Genomic DNA, 26501 nt, shown 5'->3' with positions numbered 1-26501 from the left:
ATATCGACATCCTTCTTTAATGGAATATGTTTGTTCTCATTCAAAAGGAATTTCACAACAGAATTGGTACTCTTCTAATGAGATCCTGCCATTGATTACAGCAATACCTTCCTGTTCCAGAAGGGTTCTCTGCTCTTTTCTACGATTGGCATCTTGAAAGGAAATGTTCCCTTTAGCATTCACTACCCGGTGCCAGGGCAGCTGGTGTTTTTCACTCATGCTGTGCAGGATGCGTGCTACCTGTCTTGCAGCGCGGGGGTTACCTGCACACTTAGCAATTTGACCATAAGTCATAATATGTCCGGACGGGATTCTTTGAATAATCGATAAAGTCTGCTCTGTAAAAGGTTTCATCTTCAAGTCTCCTTTCTGTTTATTTTACAGGTTTATGTGAGAGGGTAAATAGATTCACCCTTCCATTTTCTGATACAATTCAAGATAGATCATGAGAGAGGGGTACGAGATTAGTGAGCATACCAAAAGTACTAACCATAGCAGGCTCTGCTGCTCAAGGAAGTGCAGGGATTCAAGCTGATTTAAAAACATTTCAAGAATTTAATGTATATGGAATGAGTGCCATTACAGCTATAGTTGCGAACAATCAGAGGACGGAGAAGGGAATATTCACGCAGCCCATACCATCCATTGAAGCGCAGGTGTATGCTGCCCTGGAGCATGTGGGGGTAGATGCTTTAAAGACAGGGATGCTGTTTACAAAAGAAATTATTACACGTACGTCTGAGATGATCGAAGAGTCAGGTGTCTCAAATATAGTAGTTGACCCTGTCATGATTGGTAAGATGGGTTCACAGCTGCTGCAGGATGAAGCTATTGATTCACTGACAAAAGAGTTATTGCCCTTAGCGACCATTGCTACTCCAAATCTCCATGAAGCAGCACGCATGTTAAACAGCCCTGTGCCTGAAACCCCGGAGGATATGAAAACAATGGCGAGAGACTTGTACCACCTTGGTCCGGAGTATGTTCTTATTAAAGGTGGCGCACTTGAAAATCATGCAGCCGTTGATATCCTCTATGACGGAAGTGGAATTGTTGAGCTGGAATCAGAACGTATTAATACAATCCATACAAGCGGAGCAGGCTGTACGTTTTCAGCAGCGATTACGTCAGAACTTGCAAAAGGGACTCCGGTTGAGGATGCGGTACGCCGGGCAAAGTCTTTTGTTACAAGTGCCATCCGCTATGCGTTGTCATTTGAAAGAGGAATCGGATCCACTTACCATGCAGCCCACCGAGTGAAAAATTAAGAGAACATATAAAAAATCTCTCCCGGACTAAAAGTCCGGGAGAGATTTTAATTTACCCGTGCATGCGATCGTACTTATCAATCTGTTTCTTTCGTACAGCATCCCAACGATTTTCAGGATGTTCTTTACATTCAGTTGTACATGCAGCGTGCTGTTCTTCTTCACATTCTTTACAACAGACATATTGACGATTACATACAGGGTTACTGCAGTTAATCATACGATCTTCTGCTTTGCCGCAATGTTCACACTTGGCAATCACTGTCTCTTCAACTTTATTAATGGGTACGGAGATACGTTCATCAAACACATACATCTTTCCGTCGAAAAGTTCACCTTTGACTTCAGGATCTTTGCCGTATGTGGTAATCCCACCTTCAAGCTGATACACATCTTCTACACCATTCTTCTTCAAAATTCCTGTGAGCTTTTCACAACGAATGCCGCCGGTGCAGTAAGTCAGTACTTTCTTATCTTTCCATTGATCTGCATTTTCTGCTACCCATTCAGGAAATTCACGGGAATGATTCACGTCTGGTTGAATAGCATTTCTGAAATGACCGATACGGTATTCATACTCATTCCGGCCGTCGATTACGATTGTATCTTCATCCTTCAACATTTCGTTGAACTCTTTTGGCTTCAAGTGTTTACCACCAAATGTCTTCGGATCAATATCGTCATCTTCAATGCTCCAGTTGACGAGTTCCGGCTTAACGCGGCAATGCATTTTCTTAAAAGCGTGTCCTTCATGCTCATCCATTTTAAAGTGAATGTCAGCGAAGCGTTCATCAGAGCGTACGTAGTTCATATATTCCTCGACTTGCTCAACTGTACCTGAAACTGTTCCATTAATCCCTTCATGAGAAACGATAATACGTCCTTTCAAACCAAGGTCTTTACAGAAATTCAGATGATTTTGGCAATATTCTTCATAGTCAGGAAGGTCAGCATACTTATAATACAGTAGAACTCGGTAATCTTTTGAGCTCATAAGTGATTCCTCCTATATTTATATCAATAGTTCATTTTAATTAAAATTTTTCCATACTCCATCATATTCGATTTAAAGAAGAAATTCAAATGTCATTTTCTTGAACAACTTCCACTTGCTGAATCTTTCGAGTATATAGGAAAAGGGACAATGTCGATACGGTCATTAATAGAATTAATGTACCGAATGGAAGGGTGAAGTCTCCTGCAGTATAAGGTTGGGTCTTCAATTCTAATAATATACCTGCGAGGACGGACCCTGAAGCACTCCCAATAAATTGAATCTGTTGTTTCAAGCCTATACCTGCTCCAATTTGTTCATTAGGTAAGATTCTTGATACTTCGTTTGTTGAGCTTGAAGACAGGCTCGAGAAGCCAAAGCTTGTGAACATATAAGCAAACATAATCATATAAGGGCTTTTTCCTGCGAAAAAGAAAAACACAAGGGCCGAGGTCATAAGTAAGGCCTGTGACAATAACAAAACTTTAATATTCCCGTACGCATCAATCAAGCGGCCTACATAGATGGCTGCAACAGCAGAAAGCATCGCTCCGGGAAATATAATCAATCCTATTGCGGCAGCTCCGCGACCGTACACTTGTTCAAGCATAATAGGCATCAAAAAAAGAACCGCAAAATGCAGGGTGAACCCAAGATAACTCATTAGAATAATCTTTCTATACTGGTTGTTTAATACAAGTTCAGGCTGGATAAAAGGAGCCTTTGATTTATTGATCCGCCACCAGAGAAGGATGGCTGACAGAAATCCTCCTAGTAAAAAATAGGTCGTAAAGGTAGAGAAATACAGGAGGAAAAGAGTTGCACTGCTCCCGGATAGTAAAGCACCTATGACATCAAAGCGTCCCCGTGTCGCTTTTTCTGAAGGCATAAATTTGTACAGGACTGGAATAAAGAAGATGACCATAATGGTGACAATAAATAAGTAGTTCCAATTAAGGTAATCCGTAATCATTCCACCGACCACCGGTCCTAACCCGAATCCTAAGGATGTGGCAGAAGCGATTAAAGCATAGGCACTCCCGCGTCGTACCATAGGGATATAACGGCCGGCAAAAACCATAGACAGCCCTGGTATAGCAGCGGCACCTGCTGCCTGACAAAGTCTTGAAATGAGCAGCCAGAGGTAAGAATCTGCGAAGAATCCTAAAATAGAGGATAGACTGAAAATGAGGATGCCTATGGTCAAGAGTTTCCGAATGGGAAGGTAGTCAGATAACCGCGTGAATGTAATGGTGAAAATGGCTAAAACAATAGAATAACCAGAAACAATCCATGCTCCTTCTGAAGGTTGGAGCGAGAAATCTCTCAATATATTTGGCAGTGCGATATTAAACATGGTTGTATTCATAACAACGATAAGGACGGAAGCACTCAGTATGAAAACTGTTCGAAAGTATTCATTTGAAGGGCGAGGTGCTGATGTCATTTCATCACGCCTTCCTTTTAAATTTCATTTTTTAGACACCCGAAATACTATATCACATCTTCTCCCTTTATAAAAATAAAGCGAACGAAAAAAGCTCCCGTCCATCTGACTGGAACGGAAGCCTTTCTCGTTATATAATTTCTGCTCCAAGGGCCTGTTCGAAATGAGAGAGGGCCCAGGTGTGACCGGAATCGTTAAAGCTTGCAACTCCGTTACGATGAATATGGATGGAGTAGCCAAGGTTGTAGGCATCAACAGCACTATGGAGGACACATATATCCGTGCATACGCCTGCGAGGTGAAGATCTGTAATCCCTCTTTCCCGCAATTTGATATCGAGATCCGTACCCGCAAATGCACTGTAACGAGTTTTATCCATGTAAAGAAGGTGGGGATGAGCTTGATTCTTTTCGTAAAAGTCCTGTAGTTCCCCGTATAGCCGCCGTCCTTCTGTGCCGCGGATATTGTGGGGAGGGAACAGCTCTGTTTCAGGATGGAAGGGATCATCTGTGTCATGGACATCCACTCCTAAAACAACAAGCTCCTCCTGTGTAAGAAACTCTCTGCTTAAATTTGTAATATACTCCTCTAGGTCCTGCGCTGGTCTGCCACAAGTTAAGGATCCGGAATCTGCTACAAAATCATTGGTATAATCAATAACGATTAACGCTCGCTTCACTTGATCTCCCCCGTTTTGTTTTAACTTTATATTAGCATAAGGGGAGGGGTTCTTCCATTTAATGGCTGGCTGCGTGTTTCACTGCTGATTGACTTTTATTAAGCATGAAAAACATAAGCCCTCCAGAGGTCAGTAACAGGGCACTTGTTACAAAGAATACGGCAGAGAACCCGTAAGAACCGGCAATCACCCCGCCCATAGAAGGACCGATAATGTTTCCTAAGAAGCGGAGGCTTGTGTTATACCCCAATACTTCACCCTGCATAGCAACAGGTGCTTCCTGCCTGATATAAGCTGTCCGAACTGGGATGATGCCTCCGATTGAAACGCCTAAGAGAAAACGCAGAACTACAAGCTGCCAGATGTTTGTCACAAAAGCAGCCGGCAGGTAAACAATCCCCGCCATAAAAAGAAGGATGACCAGTATTTTTATATATCCAACTTGATCTGCAACTCTGCCCCAGCGTCTTGCCATCATTAAATTTCCGAGTCCGGCAGCGGAAAAAGCAATCCCTGAAAATAAAGCCAGGTTTTCCGGGCCATGCAAGTCCCCGACAAATAAGGATAGAATTGGCTGGATGCTGAAATGAGCGATTTGTACAAGTAAGGAAATCATCATAACCATTAAAAGAACAGGGTGATTCAGAATATGAGCAATCACTTCTCTTGATCGGTAACTTGTCTTTTCCTGATCATTTTCTTTCTGTACTCTCTGTTCATGAATACCAAAGTAAACAATAACGGCGGATAAAGCGACAGTAATGGAAACGTATTGAAAAGTTGAAGCGTATCCTATCGTATCTGCAATGAATCCTCCCAGCATAGGGCCTAATAAACTTCCGGTAATGCTTCCTGTTTGTAATGTTCCTAATACTTGTCCGGCTATATTCTTAGGTGTCTGCGTAGAAATGAGTGCCTGCGACATTGGAATAAAACCTGTAAATACACCCATAAATAACCGCAGGAAGAAGAGCTGCCATACCGATGTGACAAAACCCATAAGGAATACGGACAAAGCTAAACCGGAGGCCGACAAGATTAGTATATTTTTACGTCCGTATTTGTCACCGATCTTCCCCCAAATGGGAGAACATATAAAGGCGGAGACAAAAGTGACCCCGAACACCAAGCCGGACCAGGTTTGTACATAGGCGTCTGTGTAGTTTCCGAGCTCTTCTATATATAAGGATAGAAAAGGAAGGACCATTGTAATACTGCCGGCAATAAAGAAGTTGGCAAACCACATAATCCATAAATTTTTCTTTGCTTGTTTTTCTTTCGTAAGGATAAATATCCCTTCTTCCTATTTATTTCGATACTCTAAATATATCACATTCATTCTCCGTCGTTGAAGTTATCGGATTCCAACAAGTAACTGAATGAAGGGCAGGTAGATTGTAAGTACTTTAATAGAACAGCAGAGTAAAAATAAAGAAGCACGCTTTAATAATAAGCGTGCTTCTTTATCTTTTATATAATGTGGTCCTTTGATAACCTCTGTCCAATTTATTAAGAAGTTAAAGGGGGCTTTCCATTTAGATAAGCGGAATAAGCTGAAAATATAAACTATTTGGCCAAAAAGTATTGAGAAGTTTCATTAAGCACGTGCATGAAGCGTTTCCTTCAATTTTTTCCATGCTATGAGGCCGGAAATAAACGGGAGGGCAGCCACAAGCCCGACAGCCCAATCGACATTCACTAGGTCTGCAATTATTCCTGCGATTAATGCACCAAATGCATATCCACTGTCCCGCCAGAATCGATAAACACCCATGGATGTCGCCCGCCATTCTGGATGAGCTACATCGCTAATAGAAGCGATAATCGTTGGATAAACCATCGCTGTTCCTATCCCTAGAATTGCAGCACATATTATCCATAATAGAAAGGTATCAACCAATAACATCAACCATAAGGATAAAGCTTGGACAAACATCCCTGATACGATCAGTTTTTTTCGTCCTACCTTGTCACTCCAGACCCCTGTGAATAGTTGAAATAACCCCCATGCTGCCGGGTACACAGCAACAACTGTGCCGATCTGCCCAACACTCAGGCCCCCTGAAGCGAAAAAGATTGGAAAAAGTCCCCAAGCCATCCCGTCTTTTAAGTTAGTCGTCAATCCAGCTAAACTGTTACTTGATAAATCAGGGTTTTTCCATGTGGTACGCTTGAAGACTTCCCAGGTAGAAATAGACCCCAATTCCTCTGTTTGTTGTTCAGCCTGTACTTTAAGGTGCTTACTCGTATCCTGTGTAATGAGCGATAGTATAAATCCAATAATCACAAGGAGAATACCGATATAAAAGGGTTCTGGACTTAATGAGTAAGTAGAGGCAATATAGCCTGAGACAGCTGCCATAATTGCTACCCCCGTATATCCGGCAAATTCATTAAAACCAACTGCCAAACCCCGCTGGCTTGATTTTGCCAGGTCTATTTTCATATTCACGGTCATTGACCAAGTAAGCGCTTGGTTCATACCAAGAAGAATGTTGGCTACAATTATCACCCACCAAGCATGAGCGACAATCACTAAAATTGGGACAAGTAATCCAATCCCCCATCCTATAAGAAGGACTTTCTTTCTCCCCATTCGATCAGCTAAATCTCCTGCAAAGAAGTTCACCACTGCTTTTGAAAAACCAAAGCTGATGATAAAGGAGAGGGCAGCACTTAAAGAGACTAATCCAAAACGTTCTTCTCCGATTATGGGTAAAATCGTCCTTTCCAAGCCCACCATAGAACCAACAAATAGATTAATGATAATTAATAAAGTAAATTGAGCCAGGTTTTCCCTGACGCCTGGCTGACCAGTTTTGTTATTCACCATTGATCACCTCTAAAAACGTACGTGATTACAACATCAGGTTCGTTTTTCATTTATTTTCTCCGATTTTTCTTAGACATTACCTGTGGCAGGCGTTCTGCCACTTGTTTTAGTGTCTTCACCTGTATTTTAAGCAGCTTTCATGCTTATACATGGTACCCCCTGAGGTTTAATGTAGTGATTGAATCGTATCACCGCAAGTGATACATGGTAAAGGGACGTACAGTTTAGAAAATATAACCAATTGTAGTTTTCTATATTTGAGAAAGGGAATCCATTAATAAAGAAAGCTTGTTAACGGTTGCAAAACTTGTATATACAGATTATAATCATATTCGAATCATGTATATACAAGTTAAACACACATATTGAAAGCGTTTAAGGAGGAACACATATGTTTAAAAAATTGTTTGGAAATAAAGATACAGAAATGAACCTTACTGCACCGTTAACAGGTCAAAAGGTAGCCCTGGAAGAAGTACCGGACCCGGTTTTTTCACAGAAAATGATGGGGGAAGGGATTGCTATTGATCCAGCTGAAGGAACCGTGCTTAGCCCGGTAGAAGGAACTGTTGTACAATTGTTCCCCACCAAACATGCTGTTGGTTTGGAGACGAAGAGCGGAGCAGAAGTGCTGATTCACATCGGCTTAGAAACCGTAGCTATGGAAGGAGAAGGGTTTGAAGCACATGTAGCTCAGGGGGATAAGGTGAAACAAGGAGACAAACTGATTACTTTTGACGTCGAATTAGTCAAGGAGAAGGCAAAAAGTACAGTGACTCCGATCATCATAACCAATAGTGATGATTTTTCCGTCCACGTCTCGGAAGATGCCACTGTAAATGCAGGACAAACCTCGTTAATGACTGTTAAGAAAAAGTAAAAACACCTAGGAGGTATAAACATGAACCATAAGCAACAAGCTGAGCAGATACTTGAAGCCATCGGTGGTAAGGAAAACCTTTCAGCTGCTACTCACTGTGTCACTCGTCTTCGATTAGCTTTACATGATGAAGGTATTGTGGATCAGGAAAGGTTAAATAATATTGATGCAGTTAAAGGTTCTTTTTCAACGAACGGTCAATTTCAAATTGTGGTTGGGCAGGGAACTGTAGACAAAGTTTATAAAGAGTTTGTGGCACTTGCAGGAGTCGGTGAATCTTCTAAAGAGGAAGTAAAAGAAGCCTCAAAAGACAAGATGAATCCGGTACAGAGAGCCATTAAGACATTAGCAGATATTTTCATTCCGATTTTACCAGCGATTGTAACGGCTGGTTTACTCCTTGGTATTAACAATATCTTAACGGCGCAGGGAATTTTCTGGGATGACCAGTCCATTATTGATGTTTATCCGCAATGGTCAGGCATCGCTAATATGATTATTATTATTGCCAATACCGCCTTTGTTTTCCTGCCTGGTCTTATTGGCTGGTCAGCTGTAAAGAAATTCGGAGGAAGTCCAATTCTAGGTATCGTCATAGGTTTAATTCTTGTGCACCCGGATTTGCTAAATGCCTGGGCTTATGGGGATGCTGTAGCTGAAGGTACTGTTCCTACTTGGGATTTATTCGGCTTAACGGTAGAGAAAATTGGTTATCAAGGACAAGTTTTACCTGTGCTTGTTGCCTCCTATATATTAACGAAGATTGAACTATTCCTGCGTAATAGAATTCCTGACAGCGTTCAGCTTTTATTTGTTGGACCTATTGCTTTGCTGGTAACTGGATTTTTAACGTTCATTATTATTGGACCAATTACGTTTGCTATTGGTAACTGGATCACAGATGGACTAGTTTCTGTATTTGATACATTTGCATGGCTGGGCGGATTTATTTATGGCGGTTTGTATGGTCTTCTCGTTATTACAGGTATGCACCATACTTTCCTTGCTGTCGATATCCAGCTGGTAGGAAGCACAGGTACGACCTTCCTGTGGCCTATGCTTGCTCTTTCAAACATTGCGCAAGGTTCAGCCGCCTTTGCGATCTGGCTTGCTTCCAAAGACGATAAATTAAAAGGGCTTGGGTTTTCTTCAGGTATTTCTGCGTGGTTAGGAATAACTGAGCCGGCTTTATTTGGTGTCAATCTGCGGTTTAAATATCCGTTTATCATTGCAATTAGTTCTTCAGCAATTGCAGGCCTTTATATTTCTGCTCAAGGAGTGTTAGCAAACTCTATCGGTGTAGGTGGTGTGCCGGGTATTTTCTCCATCGTAGCTGAATATTGGTTCGATTTTGCAGTCGGTATGGTAATCGTTATTGTCCTTCCGCTGGTTGGAACATACCTCTATGCAAAACGAAAGAAAGACGTATAAAAATTTGAAACGGTGGTGCTACAATGATTGAACAACCTTGGTGGAAAAAAGCTGTCGTATATCAAATCTATCCGAAGAGTTTTAATGATACGACAGGAAACGGCGTAGGTGATATCCAGGGAATCATTGAAAAACTAGATTATTTAAAGGAGCTTGGAGTCGATGTCCTCTGGCTTACTCCAATGTATAAATCTCCGCAGAACGATAATGGGTATGACATTAGTGATTACTATGACATTCATGATGAATATGGAACAATGCAGGACTTTGAGCGTTTATTAGAAGAAACTCATCAACGTGGAATGAAACTGATCATGGATATTGTTGTTAATCATACATCAACAGAGCATGAGTGGTTCCAGGAATCCAAGAAATCCAAGGATAACCCTTACCGGGATTACTATATTTGGAAAGACCCTGTTAATGGTGAAGAACCGACGAACTGGAAATCTAAATTTGGAGGGAATGCTTGGAAGTACGATGAGGAAACAGGCCAGTATTACCTGCATTTGTTTGATGTAACACAGGCAGACTTGAATTGGGAGAATAAGCAGGTGCGTGAAGATATCTATTCCATGATGCGTTTTTGGGCGGAAAAAGGGGTGGATGGTTTCCGTCTGGATGTCATCAATCTTATTTCTAAAGATCAAGAGTTCCCTAATGATGATGGGAGCGTTGCCCCGGGAGATGGGCGCAAATTTTACACAGATGGTCCGCGTGTTCATGAATTCATGCAGGAAATGAACAAGGAGGTATTTAATCCTTATGATCTAATGACTGTTGGAGAGATGTCTTCCACAACCATAGATCACTGTATTAAGTATACAGCTCCGGAGCGTAATGAACTGAGTATGACATTTAACTTCCATCATTTAAAAGTTGACTATCCAAATGGCGAGAAATGGACAGTCGCAGACTTTGACTTTCATGAGTTGAAGCAGATACTTTCTAAATGGCAGTATGAAATGAACAAAGGGAACGGATGGAATGCCTTGTTCTGGTGTAATCATGATCAACCCCGTGTGCTCTCTAGATTTGGAGACGACGTGAATTACCCGGATGAATCAGGTAAAATGCTTGCAACGACCATTCATATGATGCAGGGGACCCCGTATATTTATCAGGGTGAAGAATTTGGTATGACCAATCCGAAATTTGATCATATCGATCGCTATCGTGATGTGGAATCTCTGAATATGTATGAAGAGTTTAAGGGTGAGGGTGTAAATGAAAACAAGATTATTGAAATCTTAAAGCAAAAATCCAGGGATAATTCTCGTACCCCTGTACAATGGAGTGCAGATTCCCATGCAGGGTTTACGAATGGTACACCATGGATCGATGTGGCTGATAACTATAAAGAAATCAACGCGGAAGCAGTGATGGAGAAAGAGAATTCCATTTTCGATCACTACCAGAAATTGATTGAGCTTAGAAAATCATATGACATCATTACCCATGGTGATTATAAACTGTTGACGCCGGATCATAACCAGGTATTTGCCTTCTTGCGTGAGTGGAACGGTGAGAAGTTATTAGTTGTAAATAACTTCTATGGTGATCATACGTCATTTACACTTCCTGAGGATATTCACACAGAAAGAAAAGCTGAAATTCTGCTGAGCAACTATTCTGATTCCTCGGAAGATTACCAGCATGTCAAGCTTCGCCCATATGAATCTGTGGTTTATCATATAACTGACCATTAATATGGAGGAGTTCAATCGTGAAGAATAAGTATGAGACCATTTTTAACAAACTTGTTCAACTCATACAAAAAGGGCAATACACAGCAGGCCAAACACTGCCGTCTGAGCATGATTTATGTTCTCAGTTTAATACTTCAAGAGAGACGATTCGAAAAGCGTTAAACCTGCTTTCCCAAAATGGTTACATTCAGAAAGTACGTGGGAAAGGATCGGTCGTGCTGGATCGGAATAAGTTTAAATTTCCCGTTTCTGGTTTAACGAGCTTTAAAGAATTAGCAGATCAAATGGGGCAGGAGTTTCGGACAAACGTCCATGAGCTGACGTTGGTAAAAGGGGCAGAAGATGTCTGCAGACAGTTAAATTGCGAGAAGAATACGTTGTTATGGAGACTTGTACGCTCGCGTGAAATCTCAGGCGAACGAATCATTTTGGATAAAGACTATATTCGGGAAGATCTTATTCCGAGTCTGACAAAAGAGGAAGCTGAGCGTTCCCTTTATGATTATATTGAGCGGGACCTCGGTTTAGAGATCAGTTTTGCTAAGAAAGAAATAGTGGTAGAAGCGGTTACCGAAGAGGATGAAGCCTTTTTGGATCTGAATGGTCATCAGCAGGTGGTAGTCATCCGTAGTTACGTCTACTTGTCCGATACGACAGCTTTTCAATTTACTGAATCCCGACATCGCCCGGATAAATTTCAATTCGTTGATTTTGCAAGACGTAATAAAGTATAGAACAAAGGGGACCCTGAATAAGGGTTCTTCTTTGTTTTTCTAGTATTCCACGTTAAAATATAGGTATGTCAACAATTTAAAGAGGTGGAAAGATTGTTCGTTATTGGAGCAACAAAAAAACTACAAAATGAATTAAATTATCCAATTCAAGATATAGAGAAGTATCAACATGTCTCCGATATATATAAATGGCATGCCAATATTGTGACTTTGCAAAACAAGAAGTGTCTCATCCTGTTCAACGATGCGACGGGCCTTAACCTCACATTATTTGGGTTGGAAACGCCACAGTTTGAACATTTTGATTCTGTTATCAAGGGTTCACTCCGACAGCTGTTTCAATTGCTGGGAATAGATAAGAGTCTGGAAGAGGAACTATTGAAGGCTGATAAGGAGATCGTCTATACAAAAACAAGCAGCCGTAAGATTCTAGGGATGATGACAGAAATAAAAACGATAATTGAATATACCATCGAGAATAAAAATTATGACCAAATTGATGCAGTGGAAGTAAATGAACATAATAATAAAGAACTTATCTTTAATTCACTTAAGCACCAAACCCCATACGAAACATTCATCAATTATATTAATGAGAAGTAGTCCAGAATCATGTGGACTGCTTCTTTTTTATTGCGCATAAAAAATATGAAAAGAAGGGGAAGATAAGAAGGATTTCTATGTTTTGTATATACGTGTGTGGGTATGTTACATATAACAGATTTCTTAAATATTTGGAGGGATTCAATTATGTTTTTTAAATCTTATTTTGATGAACAGTTAGCACAGATGTCGTATATGATTGCATGTCAGAAAACAGGAGAAGCACTGGTGGTTGATCCTGCGAGGGACTTACAGCCTTATTATGAGACAGTGGAAAAAGAAGGGTTTCACCTTTCAAAAGCTGCCGAAACTCATATCCATGCGGACTTTCTTTCAGGAGCAAGGGAGTTAGCTAATGAAAAGGAAGTTACGTTATATCTTTCAGATGAAGGGAATGACGATTGGAAGTATCAATACTTGGATGAAGTCAACCATGAACTTGTGAAAGATGGTCAGCATTTTTATGTAGGAAATATCAGGATTGACGTCATGCATACGCCGGGCCATACTCCAGAAAGTCTTTCTTTCCTTGTAACTGATGAAGGAGGAGGGGCTCGTGTGCCGATGGGGATTCTCACAGGGGATTTTGTCTTCGTGGGGGATGTCGGCCGTCCAGATCTGTTGGAGAAATCTGCAGGTGAAGAAGGTACGGCAAACGAAGGGGCTGAACAAATGTTTCAGTCTTTACAACGTTTTAAAAGTCTTCCTGAATATGTGCAAGTTTGGCCGGGACACGGAGCGGGGAGCGCTTGTGGGAAATCGCTTGGAGCTGTTCCTTCCTCTACTGTTGGTTATGAAAAAGAAAACAACTGGGCTCTGCAGCATAATGACCAAGTGAAGTTCACTGAAGACCTGCTGGAAGGTCAGCCTGAACCTCCAAAGTATTTCTCTATGATGAAAAAGTTAAATAAAGAAGGTCCTTCTCTTGAAAAAGAAAGAAATATAAAAAAAGTGTCCTTGGATCAAGTAGAGCATTATTTAGAGGATTCTTTCGTTATCTTGGATGTACGGTCATCAGAAGACTTTGCCAGCGGTCACCTACACGGAACCATCAACATTCCTTTTAATCGTTCTTTTGCCAACTGGGCTGGCTGGATTGTCAATTACGATCAGAATATTATAGTTGTAGCCCCTGAAGCGAAAGTAAATGATGTGAAACGCTCGCTTGAAGCAATTGGGTTAGATCAATTAATCGGTTATATCGAGACAGCTGATTTAGAAGAAGCGAATGAACTAGAGACGTATCCATCTATTACACCGGAAGAGTTGAACGATAAGTATAAAGATCATGAGGATTACGTCATTATTGATGTTCGAAATGCAGGAGAATGGGAACAGGGTCATATTGAGGGAGCTTATCATATCATGCTCGGCAAACTCAAAGAGAGTTTAGACGAAATTCCCGCCGGTCGTACCCCCATTGTTCACTGCCAGTCTGGAATGAGATCAGCTATTGCAGCGAGTCTGCTTCAAGCTTATGGTTATAAAGGTGTTCTCAATCTCCAAGGTGGCTTTTCATCCTGGAATGAAAAGTTTACATCGGTTCAATCCTAATATAAATGCACGGCCTTACTTTGTAAGGCCGTGTTTTGGTATAAAAAAAGACCTCTACTAAAAGGTAGTAGAGGCGAAAGTTTGTATAGGTATAGGATTAGGGGAGGTGTTAATTATATAGAAAAATACATTAACACGTAAATTAAAATTGATCTACAATTAGTGGTCTAGGATGAGCTTCGTCCGCTGTATTCGTATAAGAAAGGTCTGCTGTTAAGGACAAAACAACTCCTAGTATAGCAATGAAACCAATGAGTTTTTTCATAATACCATTCCTCCTAAATTAGAGTATTTATTTAATAAATCAATTGCTAACCTAAGATATTTAGATGATTTCTTATAGCTTCTTTCAGCTTCAAAAATATCTGCAACAATCATAGAATATCGAATGACGAATCTATGCTGTTTCTTTTCCAAGAAGTGGGGTATTGCGATACTCTCAAGGTATTCACCCGTATCGTTATCCTCATTGATTAACTTAGAATAGATAGTTAAATGAATTTTAGCAGTGGTTGTTTCTTTGGTTGATGAGTTCAAGTGAGATGAACCCTCTACAATCCATTTTTTACATTCATCATAATTTCCAATTTTATAGTTCTCAAAAATCAAACAATATATAGTTTCGAATATCTCATGTACAGATGCTATTCCTGATCTGTAAGATAAGCTTTTCTTATAATTCATGAGGGCTGAATCAAAATTGCCTCTTCGTGACTCAATAACACCGATATTATGGTGAACTAAGCCAAGTTGATAATAGTTTTTTGTCTGAGAAGCAATCTTACTAACCAGATGATAGTTTTCAAGTGCTTTCCCATAATTCTTTAATCTTCCATAGTTGATCCCTAATAAAATGTGACAATCTGCGCTTTTTAATAAGTTGTATTGTTTTTGAAAAATGGTTAATGCTTGATCAGCATTGAAGATAGAAGCTGATATATTATTGGCTTGACTTGCACTTAGCGCCAGAAGGTAGTAAAGGTCACTTTTCTCCCAGTCCTCTATATTGATAGATATACTGTAATTTTTTGCTTCCATCAACTCTAGATAGGATTCTTCAAAATCACCTTTGTAATAGCATACAAGTCCCGAAGTCAGGTGAAAATAATACTCCATCTCTTCATCAAATGTATCCTCATGCTGCCTGATATTTCTCCAAGTTTCATAAGCCTTCTCCACCTCGTTTTCTAAAAGGAGATGGCGAATGCGAAACAGTTCGTAAAAGATATACAAATGGTGATTATTCAGCATGTCTTTTTGTTGAATGAGTTCTTCCTTCAATTTTCTAGCTTCTTCTTTGTGCTTAAACACAATCATCTCATACCATCCTTTTAACTTCTCTTTAGAAGGATGGTTGTAAGAAGAATCATGAAAATCAAGTCCAAGACGTTCATACAGAAGTTCCAGGACTTCGAATGCAGGAACGGTTTGATCATTCTCAATCTTCGACAAATACGCTGGCGAGATTATTCCATCAGCTAACTGGTTTTGAGTTAACCCCTGCTTCACTCGATGGAATCGAAGTACTTTTCCATATTCCATTTTTCACACACCTAGTTGATCAACTGTCGATTTGTCAGAGTGTTTCCTCTTTTAAATCTATATTTAGAATACATGTTCGTCCTACTATTTTCAACAAATTTAGATAGTTTCCCAAGTTATGAAATTTTTGTCCCTTTAAGATGGATTTGCAATGGTGACTTTCACAGGTGGTGCTGGATTATGGATGATATTAGGATATAAATGGATAATATGAGTAATTTCAAGGCATAAAGGGTAATGTTTGAATAGTAAATGTATCATCATCATGAGGTACATCGATCACTCGATAATAAGGAGGAATAAGTGTGGTTTATAATGTCACACAGAAATTAATTAAGGACCACTTAGTCGAAGGAGAGATGACTCCTGGGTCAGAAATTGGTTTGAAAATTGATCAGACGCTTACCCAGGATGCAACAGGTACAATGGTCATGCTGGAGTTGGAAGCTATGGGAATTGAGCGTGCAAAAACAGAAGCTTCTGCGCAATATGTGGATCATAATTTAATTCAAGAAGACAGCAAGAACCCTGACGACCACCTTTTTTTGGAGAGTGCAGCCAAAAGGTTCGGATTGCATTTCAGCCGTCCTGGAAATGGAGTCAGCCACCCTGTTCATATGCAGCGACTGGCTAAACCGGGAAAGACATTGCTGGGTTCTGACAGTCATACATGTGCAAACGGATGTATGGGAATGCTTGCTATGGGAGCTGGAGGAATTGATGTGGCGATGGCCATAGCAGGAGAACCTTTTTATGTGAAAATGCCTAAAGTATGGGGGGTAAAAGTAACTGGATCTCTCCCTGACTGGGTAAGTGCTAAAGATGCAATTTTAGAAATGCTCCGCAGACATGGCGTGAAGGGTGGTGTTAATCACATCTTTGAATACTATGGTCCAGGACTTAAAAACCTAACGGCTATGGATCGTCATGTTATCGCCAATATGGGAGCAGAATTAGGCGCAACAGGCACCGTATTTCCTTCTGACGAGGAAACAAAACGCTTTATGAAACTCCAGGGACGTGAAGATGAATGGGTTGAACTGAAAGCAGATGATGGTGCATCGTATGATGTCCACGATGAACTGAACTTGTCAGAGATTGGACCAATGGTAGCGAAACCTTCCAGTCCAGGTAACGTTGTACCTGTGGGAGAATTGGAAGGGGAGGCTATTTATCAATCGTATATTGGATCATCAGCCAATCCCGGATATAGAGACTTTGCAATTGCATCCAAAATTGTTGAAGGAAGACATATTGCGGATGGTGTATCATTTGACCTGAATCCTACTTCAAGGCAGATGTTAATTGATCTTTCCCAAGAAGGTCATATTGCTAACTTCCTGCAAGCGGGTGGGAGGCTTCATCAGGCCGGTTGTAATGGATGTATAGGAATGGGGCAGGCTCCTGCGACAGGTAGAAACAGCTTAAGAACTACGCCGAGGAACTTTCCGGGAAGATCTGGAACTAAAGAAGACAGCGTATTTTTATGTAGTCCAGAAACAGCGGCTGTCTCCGTTCTATCCGGTGAAATTACAGACCCGAGAAAAGCTGGCTTTGACTATCCGTCTGTTCAAGAATTAGACAAGCCGACAGTAGATACGAAGTTGCTGGACACTCCATTGCCATTGGATGATGCAAAACAAGTGGATCTTGTGAAAGGACCAAATGTTGCTTCCATCCCTGAAATGGAAGAGTTACCTGATGATTTGGAACTGCCGATCTTATTGAAAATGGGTGATGATATATCCACGGATGAAATTTTGGCAGGTGGCGCTAGAGTTCTTCCTTATCGAAGTAACCTGCCTGAAATTAGTAAATTCACGTTTGAAATCGTTGACGATACTTATTATGACCGGGCGATAGAACAAAAAGATAAAGGCGGCCATGCTGTGGTGGCTGGTGCGAACTACGGGCAGGGTTCAAGTCGTGAACACGCTGCTCTTGCACCTAAATATTTAGGTATGAAAGTCGCAATCGTCGAGGATTTCGCTAGAATCCACTGGCAGAACCTTGCGAACTTCGGTGTTCTTCCTCTTACTTTTACTGATCCGAACGATTTAAATGAATTGGACCAAGGGGATGTCCTTGTGTTTAAAGGGTTACGAGATAAGATTAAAAAATCTCCACAGATTGAGGTGGAAGTGAAGGATAAGGGGAAAACGTTAAAATTGGAGCACGCTCTTTCTGACCGTCAAATAGAAATTATGCAGAAAGGCGGCCTTATAAACTGGGTCAAAGATCGATTGAATTCGTAAGCATAACCCGCCACCGCTATAAAGTATAGCGGTGGCGGGTTATTTTCTGTTCAGCTTACCTGCTGTATAGAAAGTGAATCCTAGTGATTTTCCTCAGAAGTCCTTTTTGGTGTCCAGAGGGGAAAGGCGGTCTTCTATCTCTTTTCTTCTAGGTTCAAGAAAAGGTGGAAGTGCCAAGGTCTCACCGAGTTGATGCAGATTTTCATCAGTTGCAAATCCGGGTCCGTCCGTTGCTAATTCGAAAAGAATGTGGTTGGCTTCCCTGAAATATAAGGATTTAAAATAATAGCGATCCACTAATCCTGAATTAGGATAGCCGGAGGCATCAATAATATCCTTCCACTTTTTCAGCTCGTTCTCATCTGCAACCCGGAAAGCTGTGTGGTGGACACTTCCTCTGCCTGGTTTCTCAGGCTGCATATCTGTTCTTTCTTCAACATGGACCTCTGCACCTGTTCCTCCTTCGCCAGTTTCGTAGACAGACCACTCTTCATAGGTTCCTTTCTTACGGAAGCCCAGTACTTCTGTTAAAACCTCTTCTGTTTTACCAAGGTTAGCTACAGTAAGATGAATAGGGCCTAAGCCCAGGATCCCATAAGATGCCGGAACGGGAGAGTGTGACCAAGGTCTCCCCGCCGGAACCCCTTCATTAGTCTCATCGGAAACCAGCCTGAGACGCTGTCCTTCAGGATCTCTGAATGATAACGTCTGCCTTCCGAATCTTTCTTTTATCGGTTCTTTTTCAACTTGATATGTTTCGAAACGGTTTTCCCAGTAAGATAAAGCCTCATCACTCTTAACTCTTAGAGAGGTGGTGGATATACTTCTTGTGCCGGGGTAGGTGTTGCCGGCACGATGTATTTCAAAGAAGGTTAAATCTGTACCAGGACGACCTTTTTCATCAGCGTAAAAAAGATGATACATGGAAGGAGAGTCCTGATTCACCGTTTTCTTTACTAATCTCATTCCTAAAACTTCTGTATAGAAGTCATAATTGTTTTTTGCGTTCGCTGTTATGGCAGAAACGTGATGTATTCCTTTTAACTGCATAGTCGTTCCTCCTCAAATTAGCTATCAATAAAACTAGAACTGGAATTTTTCTAATGGCGGGTAATAGTGGTGTTTCAAAAAAGATTTTACGATTGCTTTTCAAAAGGGAAGATACGCGTCTGTAAAGATTTAGAGTAGTAAGTGATTGGTTCTTCCTTAAATATGGAAGGGGGAAGGAAGTCCACCAAGTGGTTGACAGAGATATCCGCCTCAGTCTTTTGCAGTCTCCAATGACTATGCAGGATAGGGCCTTTATAAACACTGGATCCACGCACGACCCAGAGTGCATAGCGTTCAGTTAACCAGTAAAGCAATGATCCCGGCCGGGCATGCATGGGGTCCGATATCGTTTGGAAACCAGCATGAAAATGGGCAGGAGGATAGCCGTTGTGAGTGCGGCAGCTTGTAAAATGGATATGTGAATCGCTTTGTTTCATACGCATTTTTGCATGTACATAAGGAAGACCGAATGCTTTTCTCGCTAAAAAAACCCCAAGAGGGTGATTGGCATCTAAAGTAATGAAATAGACTCCGGGGACACCTTTGTAAGTTACATAGGTTCTTACGTTTAGTTCCAGCAGCTCATTGTTAAAAGGGATAGGTGGTAGCCCTCTAAAGCGGATATTTCGCATGCGGAAAGGGACAATAGCGATCCAGGCTGTATTGTCATATTCATCAATTTCTAACGCGCGGGGGATAAACGGGCGCAGAGCTTTGGCTGGGATGGGCCAGTGCATAAAAACGAGATCCTCCCAGTCTTGATGCATGATCCAATGGTTGCGTTTCATAGGTATCACCTCTCCTTTGTTTTACCCTAGTGAGAGAAGGATCATACACGTTTTATTCACTCGAATAGGCCGGAGATTTTAACTGAAAAGAAAGGTTATTTTTTTGAAGCTGCTGTAGCCGCACCAATAATCAAGCCGTCTGTGTTATAAAGCGGTTGTCCGAAGACGTCATATCTAATCAATCCTTCTGAAAGGGGAAATGCTATAGTTCTTCTTATCGTAACTCCTTTTGATATGACTTGCTCCTTTAAGTTCATCAACTCTTGGATGCCATCATTGTAGTCTAAATCCTCATCTCGTTTTCCGATAACTGTATTCATTTTAAAGTCAGGGTGAGGGTTGAACATCCATGTGTACCGGAGGTCAAGGTCACAGTGAGCAATTGTAATCGGGGAATTCTCAAGTGCGGTTTCGAACGGTTCGCTTAAATGCTCTGAGTAAAAGAGCGAGGGTTTGATATGCAGATAAGAGGCGATTAGAGAAGCAACGGCCACACTTGGGTTCCGCGTCCCATTTTCTATTTGTGCGTAATATGAACGATCAATGTGTGCACCAGCGGCAATTTGCTGTTGGGTAAGTTGTTGTTCTTTCCTGATATTAATGAGCCATCTTCTCATATTCCTGTTCACATCCTATTTAATCATTCTTCTCAACGTTGGGATATCCTTATGGTAATTCCAATAACGAGATTGAATACTATAACAATCTTATAGGTTTTAGCTCGAAAAAGAGAATTAACCATAATTTTTACTAGGTACTCAACTGATATCATTGATTTTATCAAAAAAGGGTGAAGTTTTCATACTTATGAAAGAGAAGAATCTGATATAATCATTCAAGTTGAAAGATTAAAAGTGAAAATGACTTAGTATTACACAGCTTGATAAAGAGAGTAGAGTAAAATTTATAGAAAAAGATACATGAAGAGGGGGAGGCAGAAGATGACGTGGGAAATATTGAACATATTAGCAGTGAGCGCTTTTGCCTTTAGCGGAGCCATTGTAGCGTTAAACGAGAGGTACGACATATTTGGAACATTTATTCTAGGGATTGCGACTCCATTTGCTGGAGGAATTATAAGGAATATCGCTCTTGATGTTCCAGTCGTGCACGTGTGGGAACAGGGATATCTGTTTTATGTAGCAGTTGGAACGATTGCCATTGTTTACTTCTTCCCAAAAACCTGGGTGATGGCATGGGATAGATGGAATATTTATCCTGATGCAGTGGGGTTATCCGCATTCGCATTACAGGGCGCATCTTTTGCGATGGCAAACGACTTCCCATTAGGCGGAGTGATTTTTGCAGCTGTCTTGACAGGAGTGGGAGGGGGAGTTACTCGTGATGTGCTGGCACAGAGAAGGCCGATGGTGCTCCATCAGGAAATCTATGCCGTTTGGGCTCTGCTGACTGGTCTGGCTGTTGGGGTTGGGGCTGTAGATATTCAAAGCTTCTTTCAGACATATCTCTTGTTTTTCCTTGTTATTATCTTTCGTGTATCATCTTTCCACTTAGGGTGGCATTTAAGGTTCAGGGATTTATATCGAATATAAAAAGGAGTTCGGGAAACCGGACTCCTTTTTATAGATGGATGTGTTTCCATGCTTCTTAAGCAGAGAAACCTGTTTATTCAATTAAGGAAACGTTTATTCTTAAAAGCGGAAAAGATCTCCAGAAAGATATCGTTCTCCTGTATCCGGCGCCATGCAGACAATAACCTCTCCAGGTTCTCTTTGTTTTGCTACTTGTATAGCCGCCCAGCAGGCAGCTCCGCATGAAGTTCCCAAAAGGAGTCCCTCTTCACGAGCGAGACGGCGAGTAATGTCATAAGCATCTTCATCCGTTACTTGGAAGATTTCGTCGTAGATATCCTGATTTAGAATGCTTGGGATGAAGCCGGGGCTTGTCCCTACTAACTTGTGCTTTCCGGGTTTTCCACCAGAAAGAACAGGGGACCCGTGCGGCTCTGCCACATGAATCGTCAAGTCTTTGTAGCGTTTTTTCAATTCTTCTCCAGTGCCAGTAATCGTTCCACCAGTACCGGCTGTAGAAACAAAAGCGGATAAAGGTTTACCTAGTTCATCCATTGCTTCAATGATTTCAGCTGCGGTTGTATGACGGTGAGCATCAGGATTGGCCATGTTTTCAAACTGCATCGGCATAAAGCTTCCTTCAATTTCGCTCACAAGTTCTTTTGCTTTAGCTATTGCTCCAGGCATTTTTTCATCGCCTGGTGTCAAAACAATTTCTGCTCCATAAGCTTTAAGGAGATTAATACGCTCCTGGGTCATCGTATCCGGCATCACGAGGATTGCGCGGTAACCTCTGGCAGCCGCATTCATAGCGATGCCGATCCCTGTGTTTCCACTGGTAGGCTCAATAATTGTAGAACCTTCTCTTAAAAGACCGTCCTGTTCGGCCTGTTCCATCATCTTGAATGCCGCGCGGTCTTTGACACTTCCGCTTGGGTTATATTTCTCGAGCTTCATATAGATATCTGCTCCACCTTCAGGAGCCACTCTGTTTAATTTCACTAAGGGAGTATCCCCGATTAAGTCAGATATATTATTTACAACACGCATGTAGGTCACTTCCTTTTAGAATAGGACTATTGGTATAATTTTATCATAAAGCGCCGGCTTCATTCACCTATCACGCACAGGCACGGATGAAATTAAAAATTATCCTCCACCATCTTTTGTGCAAACTGGAATGAGTTTTTAGGTACTGTAATCTTAAAAGCAAGTTGATTTGAATTTAAATTGAAACGATCCACTTTAACATTAAAGTTACTCGCCGTTTCCATTTGAGTAACGGCAACATAAATGTTTTCGTCATTGGGATTTACGACAACCCATTCAGGCAGCTTGTAATTATCTTTTACAAATTCCAAAACCTTTTTGTTAGGTAAGGGCAGCTGCCCTAGAGAAATTTTTTCTTGCTTTAATACGAGGTCACCATTTTCCTGAACGACGGGTTCGAGTTCTACTTTAATAGGAATGACCTGATCGAACGCGCGGATATTCCCTGCCAAAGTAACCTTTCGATCTAGAGAGACGGAATAGTCGAAAACGGTCTGTGTCGACAACTCGGACAAATACTCATTTGCCAGCTGTTCCATGTTCTCTTTAGTAGATACGATGGTGAATTCAGCATCGGAGCTTTCTTTTTTCTGTTCCACATTGACAATGGTGTAAGAACTGGGCAGAAAGACCAGAGCCACCAACCAGGCGATAATCCCAAGGTTAACCAGTGCGAGAATCCAAAAGGATGTCCGCCATTTATTATTTAACAGTAAACGTTTCATCATTGCATTCCACCTGTGTTATTGTTCAATATCTTTTCGGATGTACTCCAATACACGTTCGGCCATTTTCTTATAGCCTCGTTCATTTGGGTGGAAGTGATCTTCTTCCCACAGAAGCTCTTCTTCTTCCCCTTCAAACACATCACGAATAGGGATGAAGGTCGCTTTGTCATAATCCTTCAGTACCTGTTTACTCGTTACATTCCAATCCTCCATAATTTGTCCAAGTTCTGGAATGTTATTGAAATATTGATTAAATGGATTATATAGACCAATTAGATAAATAGGGGCGTCTGGGTTTAAACGCTGTATTCTTTGTATAATCTGGTGAAGGCGATCTTCATATTCTCTTTGTTCTTCGGCGAAGTCTTCATAATTCAAGTTTGTAAAATTATTTTTGACCACTTTCATCACATCGTTTGCTCCAATTGTAATGAGGACTAAGTCTGCATTACTTAGTGATTTGGATATTTCTTCTTCATCTAATCTTTTAAGCAGCTGATCGGTTCGATTGCCGCGCTTTCCGTAATTTAACAATTCCAGCGTATCTGCATCTGTATTACTTTGAAACGTGTCTTCTAGAATTCCGATATAACCGCCGTTATCTGTTTTATCTCCGACTCCCTGTGTGAGCGAATCTCCCACAGCTACAATTTGAAGATCTTCTTTAAGAAACAAACCACGAGCACTTTCAATGACGCTTGTAAACACATCTCGCAGGCCTTCCCCCAAGGTGGCGTCTTCCGTTCCATTTGAGTCTTCTTCCGATTCAGGATTTTCCTGGTTCTTTTGTTTATCTTCATCAGGAACGTTTTCAGCCTTTTCATTCGTTTCAGGAGGCTTCGGCTGGCTTGTATTGTTTTGTTCGGGTGTATAAACAAACGCTGCTATAATGAAAAAAGCAATAATGAAGGAGAGTAAAGCGGATGCAACCCATCTCCATTTCTTCACGGTCTAATCCCTCCTGAAGGGTTCTCATCTATATATTATTATATGTGGTTTTCACTTATTGGGAAATGGAAAAGTTTTATCCACAATTATATCATGAACGTTATACAATAGACATACGAAAGAGCGGATACGAAGATGAGGGTCATGTTTGTTTGAATAGATTCCTTTAGGAGGCTAATGATGAATGAGAATATAGCAATATCTGTACGTGAACTTGTCTCTTATGTCTATCGAACCGGCAGTATAGATGAGCGGTTCCAGACGAATACAGCTTTAGTAGAGGGAACAGCCATCCATCAGGAAGTACAAGAGAAGTACGTTGAAGGCGACGAAAAGGAAGTTTTTCTTCAGTATGAGTATCAGCAGGAGGGTATAAACCTTACGATTCAAGGGCGGTGTGATGGTTTACTGCAGACTCCGGAAGGTCCAGTCATCGATGAAATAAAATCGACTGCAAGAGAGTTGGATGAGATTGATGACTTAACGCATCCTGTATATTGGGCGCAGGTAAAAGGATATGCCTTTATGTATGCGGCAAAGGAAAATCTTGAAAAGATTCAAGTTCAACTTACATATGTTCAAAAAAGAACCAAAGAAAAAAAGAGACTGCAACATGAATATACCTATGAAGAACTTGCCGAATTTATGAAGGATACGGTCGGAGAATACCTGTCATATGCCAGAATTCTTCTGCATATTCGAAAGCAGAAGGATAAGAGTATCCCAGATTTGGCATTTCCATTTCAAAGCTATCGGGATGGACAACGGAAGCTTGCAGGAAGTGTCTATCGGACAATCGAAGAAAAAAGAAACTTGTTCGCGCAGGCACCGACAGGAATTGGGAAGACCATCTCTACGTTATTTCCGGCTATTAAAGCTCTCCTGTTGGAAGATATGGAGCGGATTTTTTACTTAACTGCCAAGACCATTACAAGGGCAACGGCGGAAGAGGCACTCCTGCGGATGAAAGATATCGGTCTGCAATTAAGGTCTGTAACGCTGACAGCGAAAGATAAAATTTGTTTTCAGGAGGAGACGATCTGCCAGCCGGAATATTGTGAGTTTGCGGACGGGTATTATGATCGAATTAATGGAGCGGTCGTTGATATCTTAATGAATGAAACCCAGATGACCCGGCCGGTTATCGAGCAGTATGCACGGAAGCACCGTGTCTGCCCTTTTGAGTTTTCCCTTGATCTCACGGATGTTGTCGATGTTGTTATAGGAGATTATAATTACATTTATGATCCGAGAGTCTCCCTGAAACGTCTTTTACCAGACCGTAAAAAAAGAACCGCACTTTTAGTGGATGAATCACACAACCTCGTAGAACGTTCGAGGGAAATGTACTCAGCTGCCATTCATAGAAGTGCTTTCCAAGCAGTCGGCGAAGAATGGCATGAAAAAGATGAGTCTATACAAAAAGCAGCGCAAGCTGTTGCAGCAGACCTGAACCGCCTGTCGGAATTCACAGGAAGGGAAGCCAGTCTTGATGGAATTCCAGGTGAATTGGAAGAAAATATTGAGCGCTTTATTGCTGTGGCAGAACCTGTTTTGAAAGAGGACAGGGAGGGGGACCAGACGAAGGCTCTTGCTGACTTATATTTTGAGTCGCAGAACTTTTTAAGGATATTGGAACATGTGGATGAACATTATCGCTATATCGCACAGAAGCTTGAGAACCATGACTTTAAGCTTAAACTCTTCTGTCTGGATCCTTCTCACGTCCTTAAGGAAACGACGAAAGCTTTCCGTTCCGGTGTCTTTTTCTCTGCTACATTGTCTCCTTTCTCCTATTACAAGGAAATGCTGGGAGGCACGAATAAGGATTATATTCTGCAGCTGCCTTCTCCATATGATTCATCACAGATTGACTTCACCATTAATCCTTTATCCACCCGCTTTAAAAGCAGGGAGCAAACAGCACCTGATTTAGCCAAAAGTCTTTCCAACCAGGTAATGAATCATAAAGGCAACCACTTATTCTTCTTTTCCTCGTACCAGTACATGGAAATGATTTATCATCATTTTTGCCGTCTTACTGATGTAGATGCTGTGATGCAGGAAAAGGGGATGGATGAAGATCGTAGAGAGGATTTTCTTTCTCAATTCTCACCGGGAGGTAATTTGGTCGGGTTCGCCGTTCTTGGTGGAATTTTCTCAGAAGGGGTGGACCTCAAGGGAGATCGATTAAACGGTGTCGCTGTAGTTGGTGTTGGACTAGCACCGCGTAGTTTCGAGAAAGAATTAATAAAAAATTATTTTAATGGAAAAGGAAGAAATGGCTATGATTATGCTTATGTGTACCCTGGAATGAATAAAGTCCTTCAGGCAGGTGGGAGATTGATACGATCAGAAGACGATTATGGATCCATTCAACTCGTTGATGATCGATTTCTTTCTAAAAAGTATCAGCAGCTTCTTCCTGATGATTGGGGAAATTATCGAATTTTAAATTAGTTTGATTACCTGGGAA

Annotated in this window: 24 protein-coding genes; 10 read left to right on the top strand and 14 right to left on the bottom strand. The window is 41.2% G+C overall.

What is annotated here, in order from left to right:
- Nucleotides 1-36: 36 nt before the first annotated feature.
- The gene (locus LC036_RS10135; protein ID WP_226581734.1) at nucleotides 37-354 is read right to left on the bottom strand and encodes an MGMT family protein; all 318 of its coding nucleotides are present in this window, start codon (nucleotides 352-354) and stop codon (nucleotides 37-39) included.
- A gap of 113 nt (nucleotides 355-467) precedes the next feature.
- Between LC036_RS10135 and thiD the strand changes: the two genes are divergently transcribed.
- Nucleotides 468-1268, top strand: coding sequence for a bifunctional hydroxymethylpyrimidine kinase/phosphomethylpyrimidine kinase (thiD, locus tag LC036_RS10130; RefSeq protein WP_226581732.1), 801 nt, complete (start codon nucleotides 468-470; stop codon nucleotides 1266-1268).
- A 52-nt stretch (nucleotides 1269-1320) separates the two neighbouring features.
- Here thiD and LC036_RS10125 read toward each other — a convergent pair whose 3' ends face one another.
- The 5 genes from LC036_RS10125 to LC036_RS10105 form a co-directional block, all read right to left on the bottom strand.
- Nucleotides 1321-2262, bottom strand: a complete 942-nt coding sequence (locus LC036_RS10125; protein WP_226581729.1) for a rhodanese-related sulfurtransferase — start codon at nucleotides 2260-2262, stop codon at nucleotides 1321-1323.
- Between the two features lie 85 nt (nucleotides 2263-2347).
- A complete protein-coding gene (locus LC036_RS10120) occupies nucleotides 2348-3709 on the bottom strand; it encodes an MFS transporter (RefSeq protein WP_226581727.1) in 1362 nt (453 codons plus the stop codon).
- A gap of 130 nt (nucleotides 3710-3839) precedes the next feature.
- On the bottom strand, nucleotides 3840-4388 hold the full coding sequence (locus LC036_RS10115) for a cysteine hydrolase family protein (protein ID WP_226581725.1): 549 nt from the start codon (nucleotides 4386-4388) through the stop codon (nucleotides 3840-3842).
- Nucleotides 4389-4446: 58 nt separating this feature from the next.
- Nucleotides 4447-5634: an MFS transporter gene (locus LC036_RS10110; protein WP_226581723.1), complete on the bottom strand. Its 1188-nt coding sequence runs from the start codon at nucleotides 5632-5634 to the stop codon at nucleotides 4447-4449.
- Between the two features lie 351 nt (nucleotides 5635-5985).
- A complete protein-coding gene (locus LC036_RS10105; RefSeq protein WP_226581722.1) occupies nucleotides 5986-7221 on the bottom strand; it encodes an MFS transporter in 1236 nt (411 codons plus the stop codon).
- 391 nt (nucleotides 7222-7612) lie between these two features.
- Between LC036_RS10105 and LC036_RS10100 the strand changes: the two genes are divergently transcribed.
- From LC036_RS10100 to LC036_RS10075, 6 genes are all read left to right on the top strand, one after another.
- Nucleotides 7613-8101: a PTS glucose transporter subunit IIA gene (locus LC036_RS10100; RefSeq protein ID WP_226581720.1), complete on the top strand. Its 489-nt coding sequence runs from the start codon at nucleotides 7613-7615 to the stop codon at nucleotides 8099-8101.
- Nucleotides 8102-8122: 21 nt separating this feature from the next.
- Entirely contained in the window at nucleotides 8123-9532 is a 1410-nt protein-coding gene (treP, locus tag LC036_RS10095) for a PTS system trehalose-specific EIIBC component (protein ID WP_226581718.1), read from the top strand.
- 23 nt (nucleotides 9533-9555) lie between these two features.
- Nucleotides 9556-11241, top strand: coding sequence for an alpha,alpha-phosphotrehalase (gene treC, locus LC036_RS10090; protein ID WP_226581716.1), 1686 nt, complete (start codon nucleotides 9556-9558; stop codon nucleotides 11239-11241).
- Between the two features lie 17 nt (nucleotides 11242-11258).
- Nucleotides 11259-11975, top strand: a complete 717-nt coding sequence (treR, locus tag LC036_RS10085) for a trehalose operon repressor (RefSeq protein WP_226581714.1) — start codon at nucleotides 11259-11261, stop codon at nucleotides 11973-11975.
- Between the two features lie 93 nt (nucleotides 11976-12068).
- Nucleotides 12069-12578: a DUF6933 domain-containing protein gene (locus tag LC036_RS10080; protein ID WP_226581711.1), complete on the top strand. Its 510-nt coding sequence runs from the start codon at nucleotides 12069-12071 to the stop codon at nucleotides 12576-12578.
- Between the two features lie 147 nt (nucleotides 12579-12725).
- Nucleotides 12726-14132: an MBL fold metallo-hydrolase gene (locus LC036_RS10075; RefSeq protein ID WP_226581709.1), complete on the top strand. Its 1407-nt coding sequence runs from the start codon at nucleotides 12726-12728 to the stop codon at nucleotides 14130-14132.
- 142 nt (nucleotides 14133-14274) lie between these two features.
- Here LC036_RS10075 and LC036_RS18495 read toward each other — a convergent pair whose 3' ends face one another.
- Together LC036_RS18495 and LC036_RS10070 are read right to left on the bottom strand one after the other, a co-directional pair.
- Nucleotides 14275-14397 (bottom strand): hypothetical protein, encoded by a 123-nt coding sequence (locus LC036_RS18495; RefSeq protein ID WP_264188233.1) that lies wholly within the window; start codon nucleotides 14395-14397, stop codon nucleotides 14275-14277.
- Entirely contained in the window at nucleotides 14394-15641 is a 1248-nt protein-coding gene (locus tag LC036_RS10070; RefSeq protein ID WP_319004456.1) for a helix-turn-helix domain-containing protein, read from the bottom strand. The genes LC036_RS18495 and LC036_RS10070 overlap by 4 nt, the downstream gene beginning before the upstream one ends.
- 338 nt (nucleotides 15642-15979) lie before the next feature.
- On the opposite strand from LC036_RS10070, the gene LC036_RS10065 reads away from it, so the two are divergent.
- A complete protein-coding gene (locus LC036_RS10065; protein WP_226581705.1) occupies nucleotides 15980-17929 on the top strand; it encodes an aconitate hydratase in 1950 nt (649 codons plus the stop codon).
- Between the two features lie 93 nt (nucleotides 17930-18022).
- On the opposite strand, the gene LC036_RS10060 is transcribed toward LC036_RS10065, so the two are convergent.
- From LC036_RS10060 to LC036_RS10050, 3 genes are all read right to left on the bottom strand, one after another.
- Nucleotides 18023-18979: a ring-cleaving dioxygenase gene (locus LC036_RS10060; protein ID WP_226581702.1), complete on the bottom strand. Its 957-nt coding sequence runs from the start codon at nucleotides 18977-18979 to the stop codon at nucleotides 18023-18025.
- Between the two features lie 86 nt (nucleotides 18980-19065).
- The gene (locus tag LC036_RS10055) at nucleotides 19066-19767 is read right to left on the bottom strand and encodes a YqjF family protein (protein ID WP_226581701.1); all 702 of its coding nucleotides are present in this window, start codon (nucleotides 19765-19767) and stop codon (nucleotides 19066-19068) included.
- Between the two features lie 95 nt (nucleotides 19768-19862).
- Nucleotides 19863-20384: a helix-turn-helix domain-containing protein gene (locus LC036_RS10050; protein WP_226581699.1), complete on the bottom strand. Its 522-nt coding sequence runs from the start codon at nucleotides 20382-20384 to the stop codon at nucleotides 19863-19865.
- A gap of 324 nt (nucleotides 20385-20708) precedes the next feature.
- Here LC036_RS10050 and LC036_RS10045 point away from each other — a divergent pair, with 324 nt between their 5' ends.
- The gene (locus LC036_RS10045; protein ID WP_226581697.1) at nucleotides 20709-21320 is read left to right on the top strand and encodes a trimeric intracellular cation channel family protein; all 612 of its coding nucleotides are present in this window, start codon (nucleotides 20709-20711) and stop codon (nucleotides 21318-21320) included.
- Between the two features lie 99 nt (nucleotides 21321-21419).
- Here LC036_RS10045 and cysK read toward each other — a convergent pair whose 3' ends face one another.
- The 3 genes from cysK to LC036_RS10030 form a co-directional block, all read right to left on the bottom strand.
- Complete coding sequence (cysK, locus tag LC036_RS10040; RefSeq protein WP_226581695.1) at nucleotides 21420-22349, bottom strand: cysteine synthase A; 930 nt, start codon at nucleotides 22347-22349, stop codon at nucleotides 21420-21422.
- A gap of 92 nt (nucleotides 22350-22441) precedes the next feature.
- Complete coding sequence (locus LC036_RS10035; RefSeq protein ID WP_226581693.1) at nucleotides 22442-23074, bottom strand: YpmS family protein; 633 nt, start codon at nucleotides 23072-23074, stop codon at nucleotides 22442-22444.
- Nucleotides 23075-23092: 18 nt separating this feature from the next.
- A complete protein-coding gene (locus LC036_RS10030; protein ID WP_226581691.1) occupies nucleotides 23093-24025 on the bottom strand; it encodes an SGNH/GDSL hydrolase family protein in 933 nt (310 codons plus the stop codon).
- 180 nt (nucleotides 24026-24205) lie between these two features.
- On the opposite strand from LC036_RS10030, the gene LC036_RS10025 reads away from it, so the two are divergent.
- Nucleotides 24206-26485 (top strand): ATP-dependent DNA helicase, encoded by a 2280-nt coding sequence (locus tag LC036_RS10025; RefSeq protein WP_226581689.1) that lies wholly within the window; start codon nucleotides 24206-24208, stop codon nucleotides 26483-26485.
- Nucleotides 26486-26501: the final 16 nt, after the last annotated feature.

It is taken from the genome of Halobacillus litoralis, from assembly GCF_020524025.1.
GTDB classification, from domain to species: domain Bacteria; phylum Bacillota; class Bacilli; order Bacillales; family Halobacillaceae; genus Halobacillus; species Halobacillus litoralis_D.
The sequence above is the reverse complement of the archived record's forward strand: the minus strand, read 5'-3'. Positions and strand labels throughout refer to the sequence as shown.

What these genes read in the sequence shown, in the direction of transcription:
- LC036_RS18495 (WP_264188233.1), bottom strand. Translation starts at nt 14,397, where the DNA reads ATGAAAAAACTCATTGGTTTCATTGCTATACTAGGAGTTGTTTTGTCC.
- LC036_RS10135 (WP_226581734.1), bottom strand. Translation starts at nt 354, where the DNA reads ATGAAACCTTTTACAGAGCAGACTTTATCGATTATTCAAAGAATCCCG.
- LC036_RS10100 (WP_226581720.1), top strand. Translation starts at nt 7,613, where the DNA reads ATGTTTAAAAAATTGTTTGGAAATAAAGATACAGAAATGAACCTTACT.
- LC036_RS10050 (WP_226581699.1), bottom strand. Translation starts at nt 20,384, where the DNA reads ATGAGAAGATGGCTCATTAATATCAGGAAAGAACAACAACTTACCCAA.
- LC036_RS10110 (WP_226581723.1), bottom strand. Translation starts at nt 5,634, where the DNA reads ATGTGGTTTGCCAACTTCTTTATTGCCGGCAGTATTACAATGGTCCTT.
- LC036_RS10105 (WP_226581722.1), bottom strand. Translation starts at nt 7,221, where the DNA reads ATGGTGAATAACAAAACTGGTCAGCCAGGCGTCAGGGAAAACCTGGCT.
- cysK (WP_226581695.1), bottom strand. Translation starts at nt 22,349, where the DNA reads ATGCGTGTTGTAAATAATATATCTGACTTAATCGGGGATACTCCCTTA.
- LC036_RS10035 (WP_226581693.1), bottom strand. Translation starts at nt 23,074, where the DNA reads ATGAAACGTTTACTGTTAAATAATAAATGGCGGACATCCTTTTGGATT.
- LC036_RS10075 (WP_226581709.1), top strand. Translation starts at nt 12,726, where the DNA reads ATGTTTTTTAAATCTTATTTTGATGAACAGTTAGCACAGATGTCGTAT.
- LC036_RS10120 (WP_226581727.1), bottom strand. Translation starts at nt 3,709, where the DNA reads ATGACATCAGCACCTCGCCCTTCAAATGAATACTTTCGAACAGTTTTC.
- LC036_RS10045 (WP_226581697.1), top strand. Translation starts at nt 20,709, where the DNA reads ATGACGTGGGAAATATTGAACATATTAGCAGTGAGCGCTTTTGCCTTT.
- LC036_RS10025 (WP_226581689.1), top strand. Translation starts at nt 24,206, where the DNA reads ATGAATGAGAATATAGCAATATCTGTACGTGAACTTGTCTCTTATGTC.
- treC (WP_226581716.1), top strand. Translation starts at nt 9,556, where the DNA reads ATGATTGAACAACCTTGGTGGAAAAAAGCTGTCGTATATCAAATCTAT.
- treP (WP_226581718.1), top strand. Translation starts at nt 8,123, where the DNA reads ATGAACCATAAGCAACAAGCTGAGCAGATACTTGAAGCCATCGGTGGT.
- LC036_RS10060 (WP_226581702.1), bottom strand. Translation starts at nt 18,979, where the DNA reads ATGCAGTTAAAAGGAATACATCACGTTTCTGCCATAACAGCGAACGCA.
- LC036_RS10125 (WP_226581729.1), bottom strand. Translation starts at nt 2,262, where the DNA reads ATGAGCTCAAAAGATTACCGAGTTCTACTGTATTATAAGTATGCTGAC.
- LC036_RS10055 (WP_226581701.1), bottom strand. Translation starts at nt 19,767, where the DNA reads ATGAAACGCAACCATTGGATCATGCATCAAGACTGGGAGGATCTCGTT.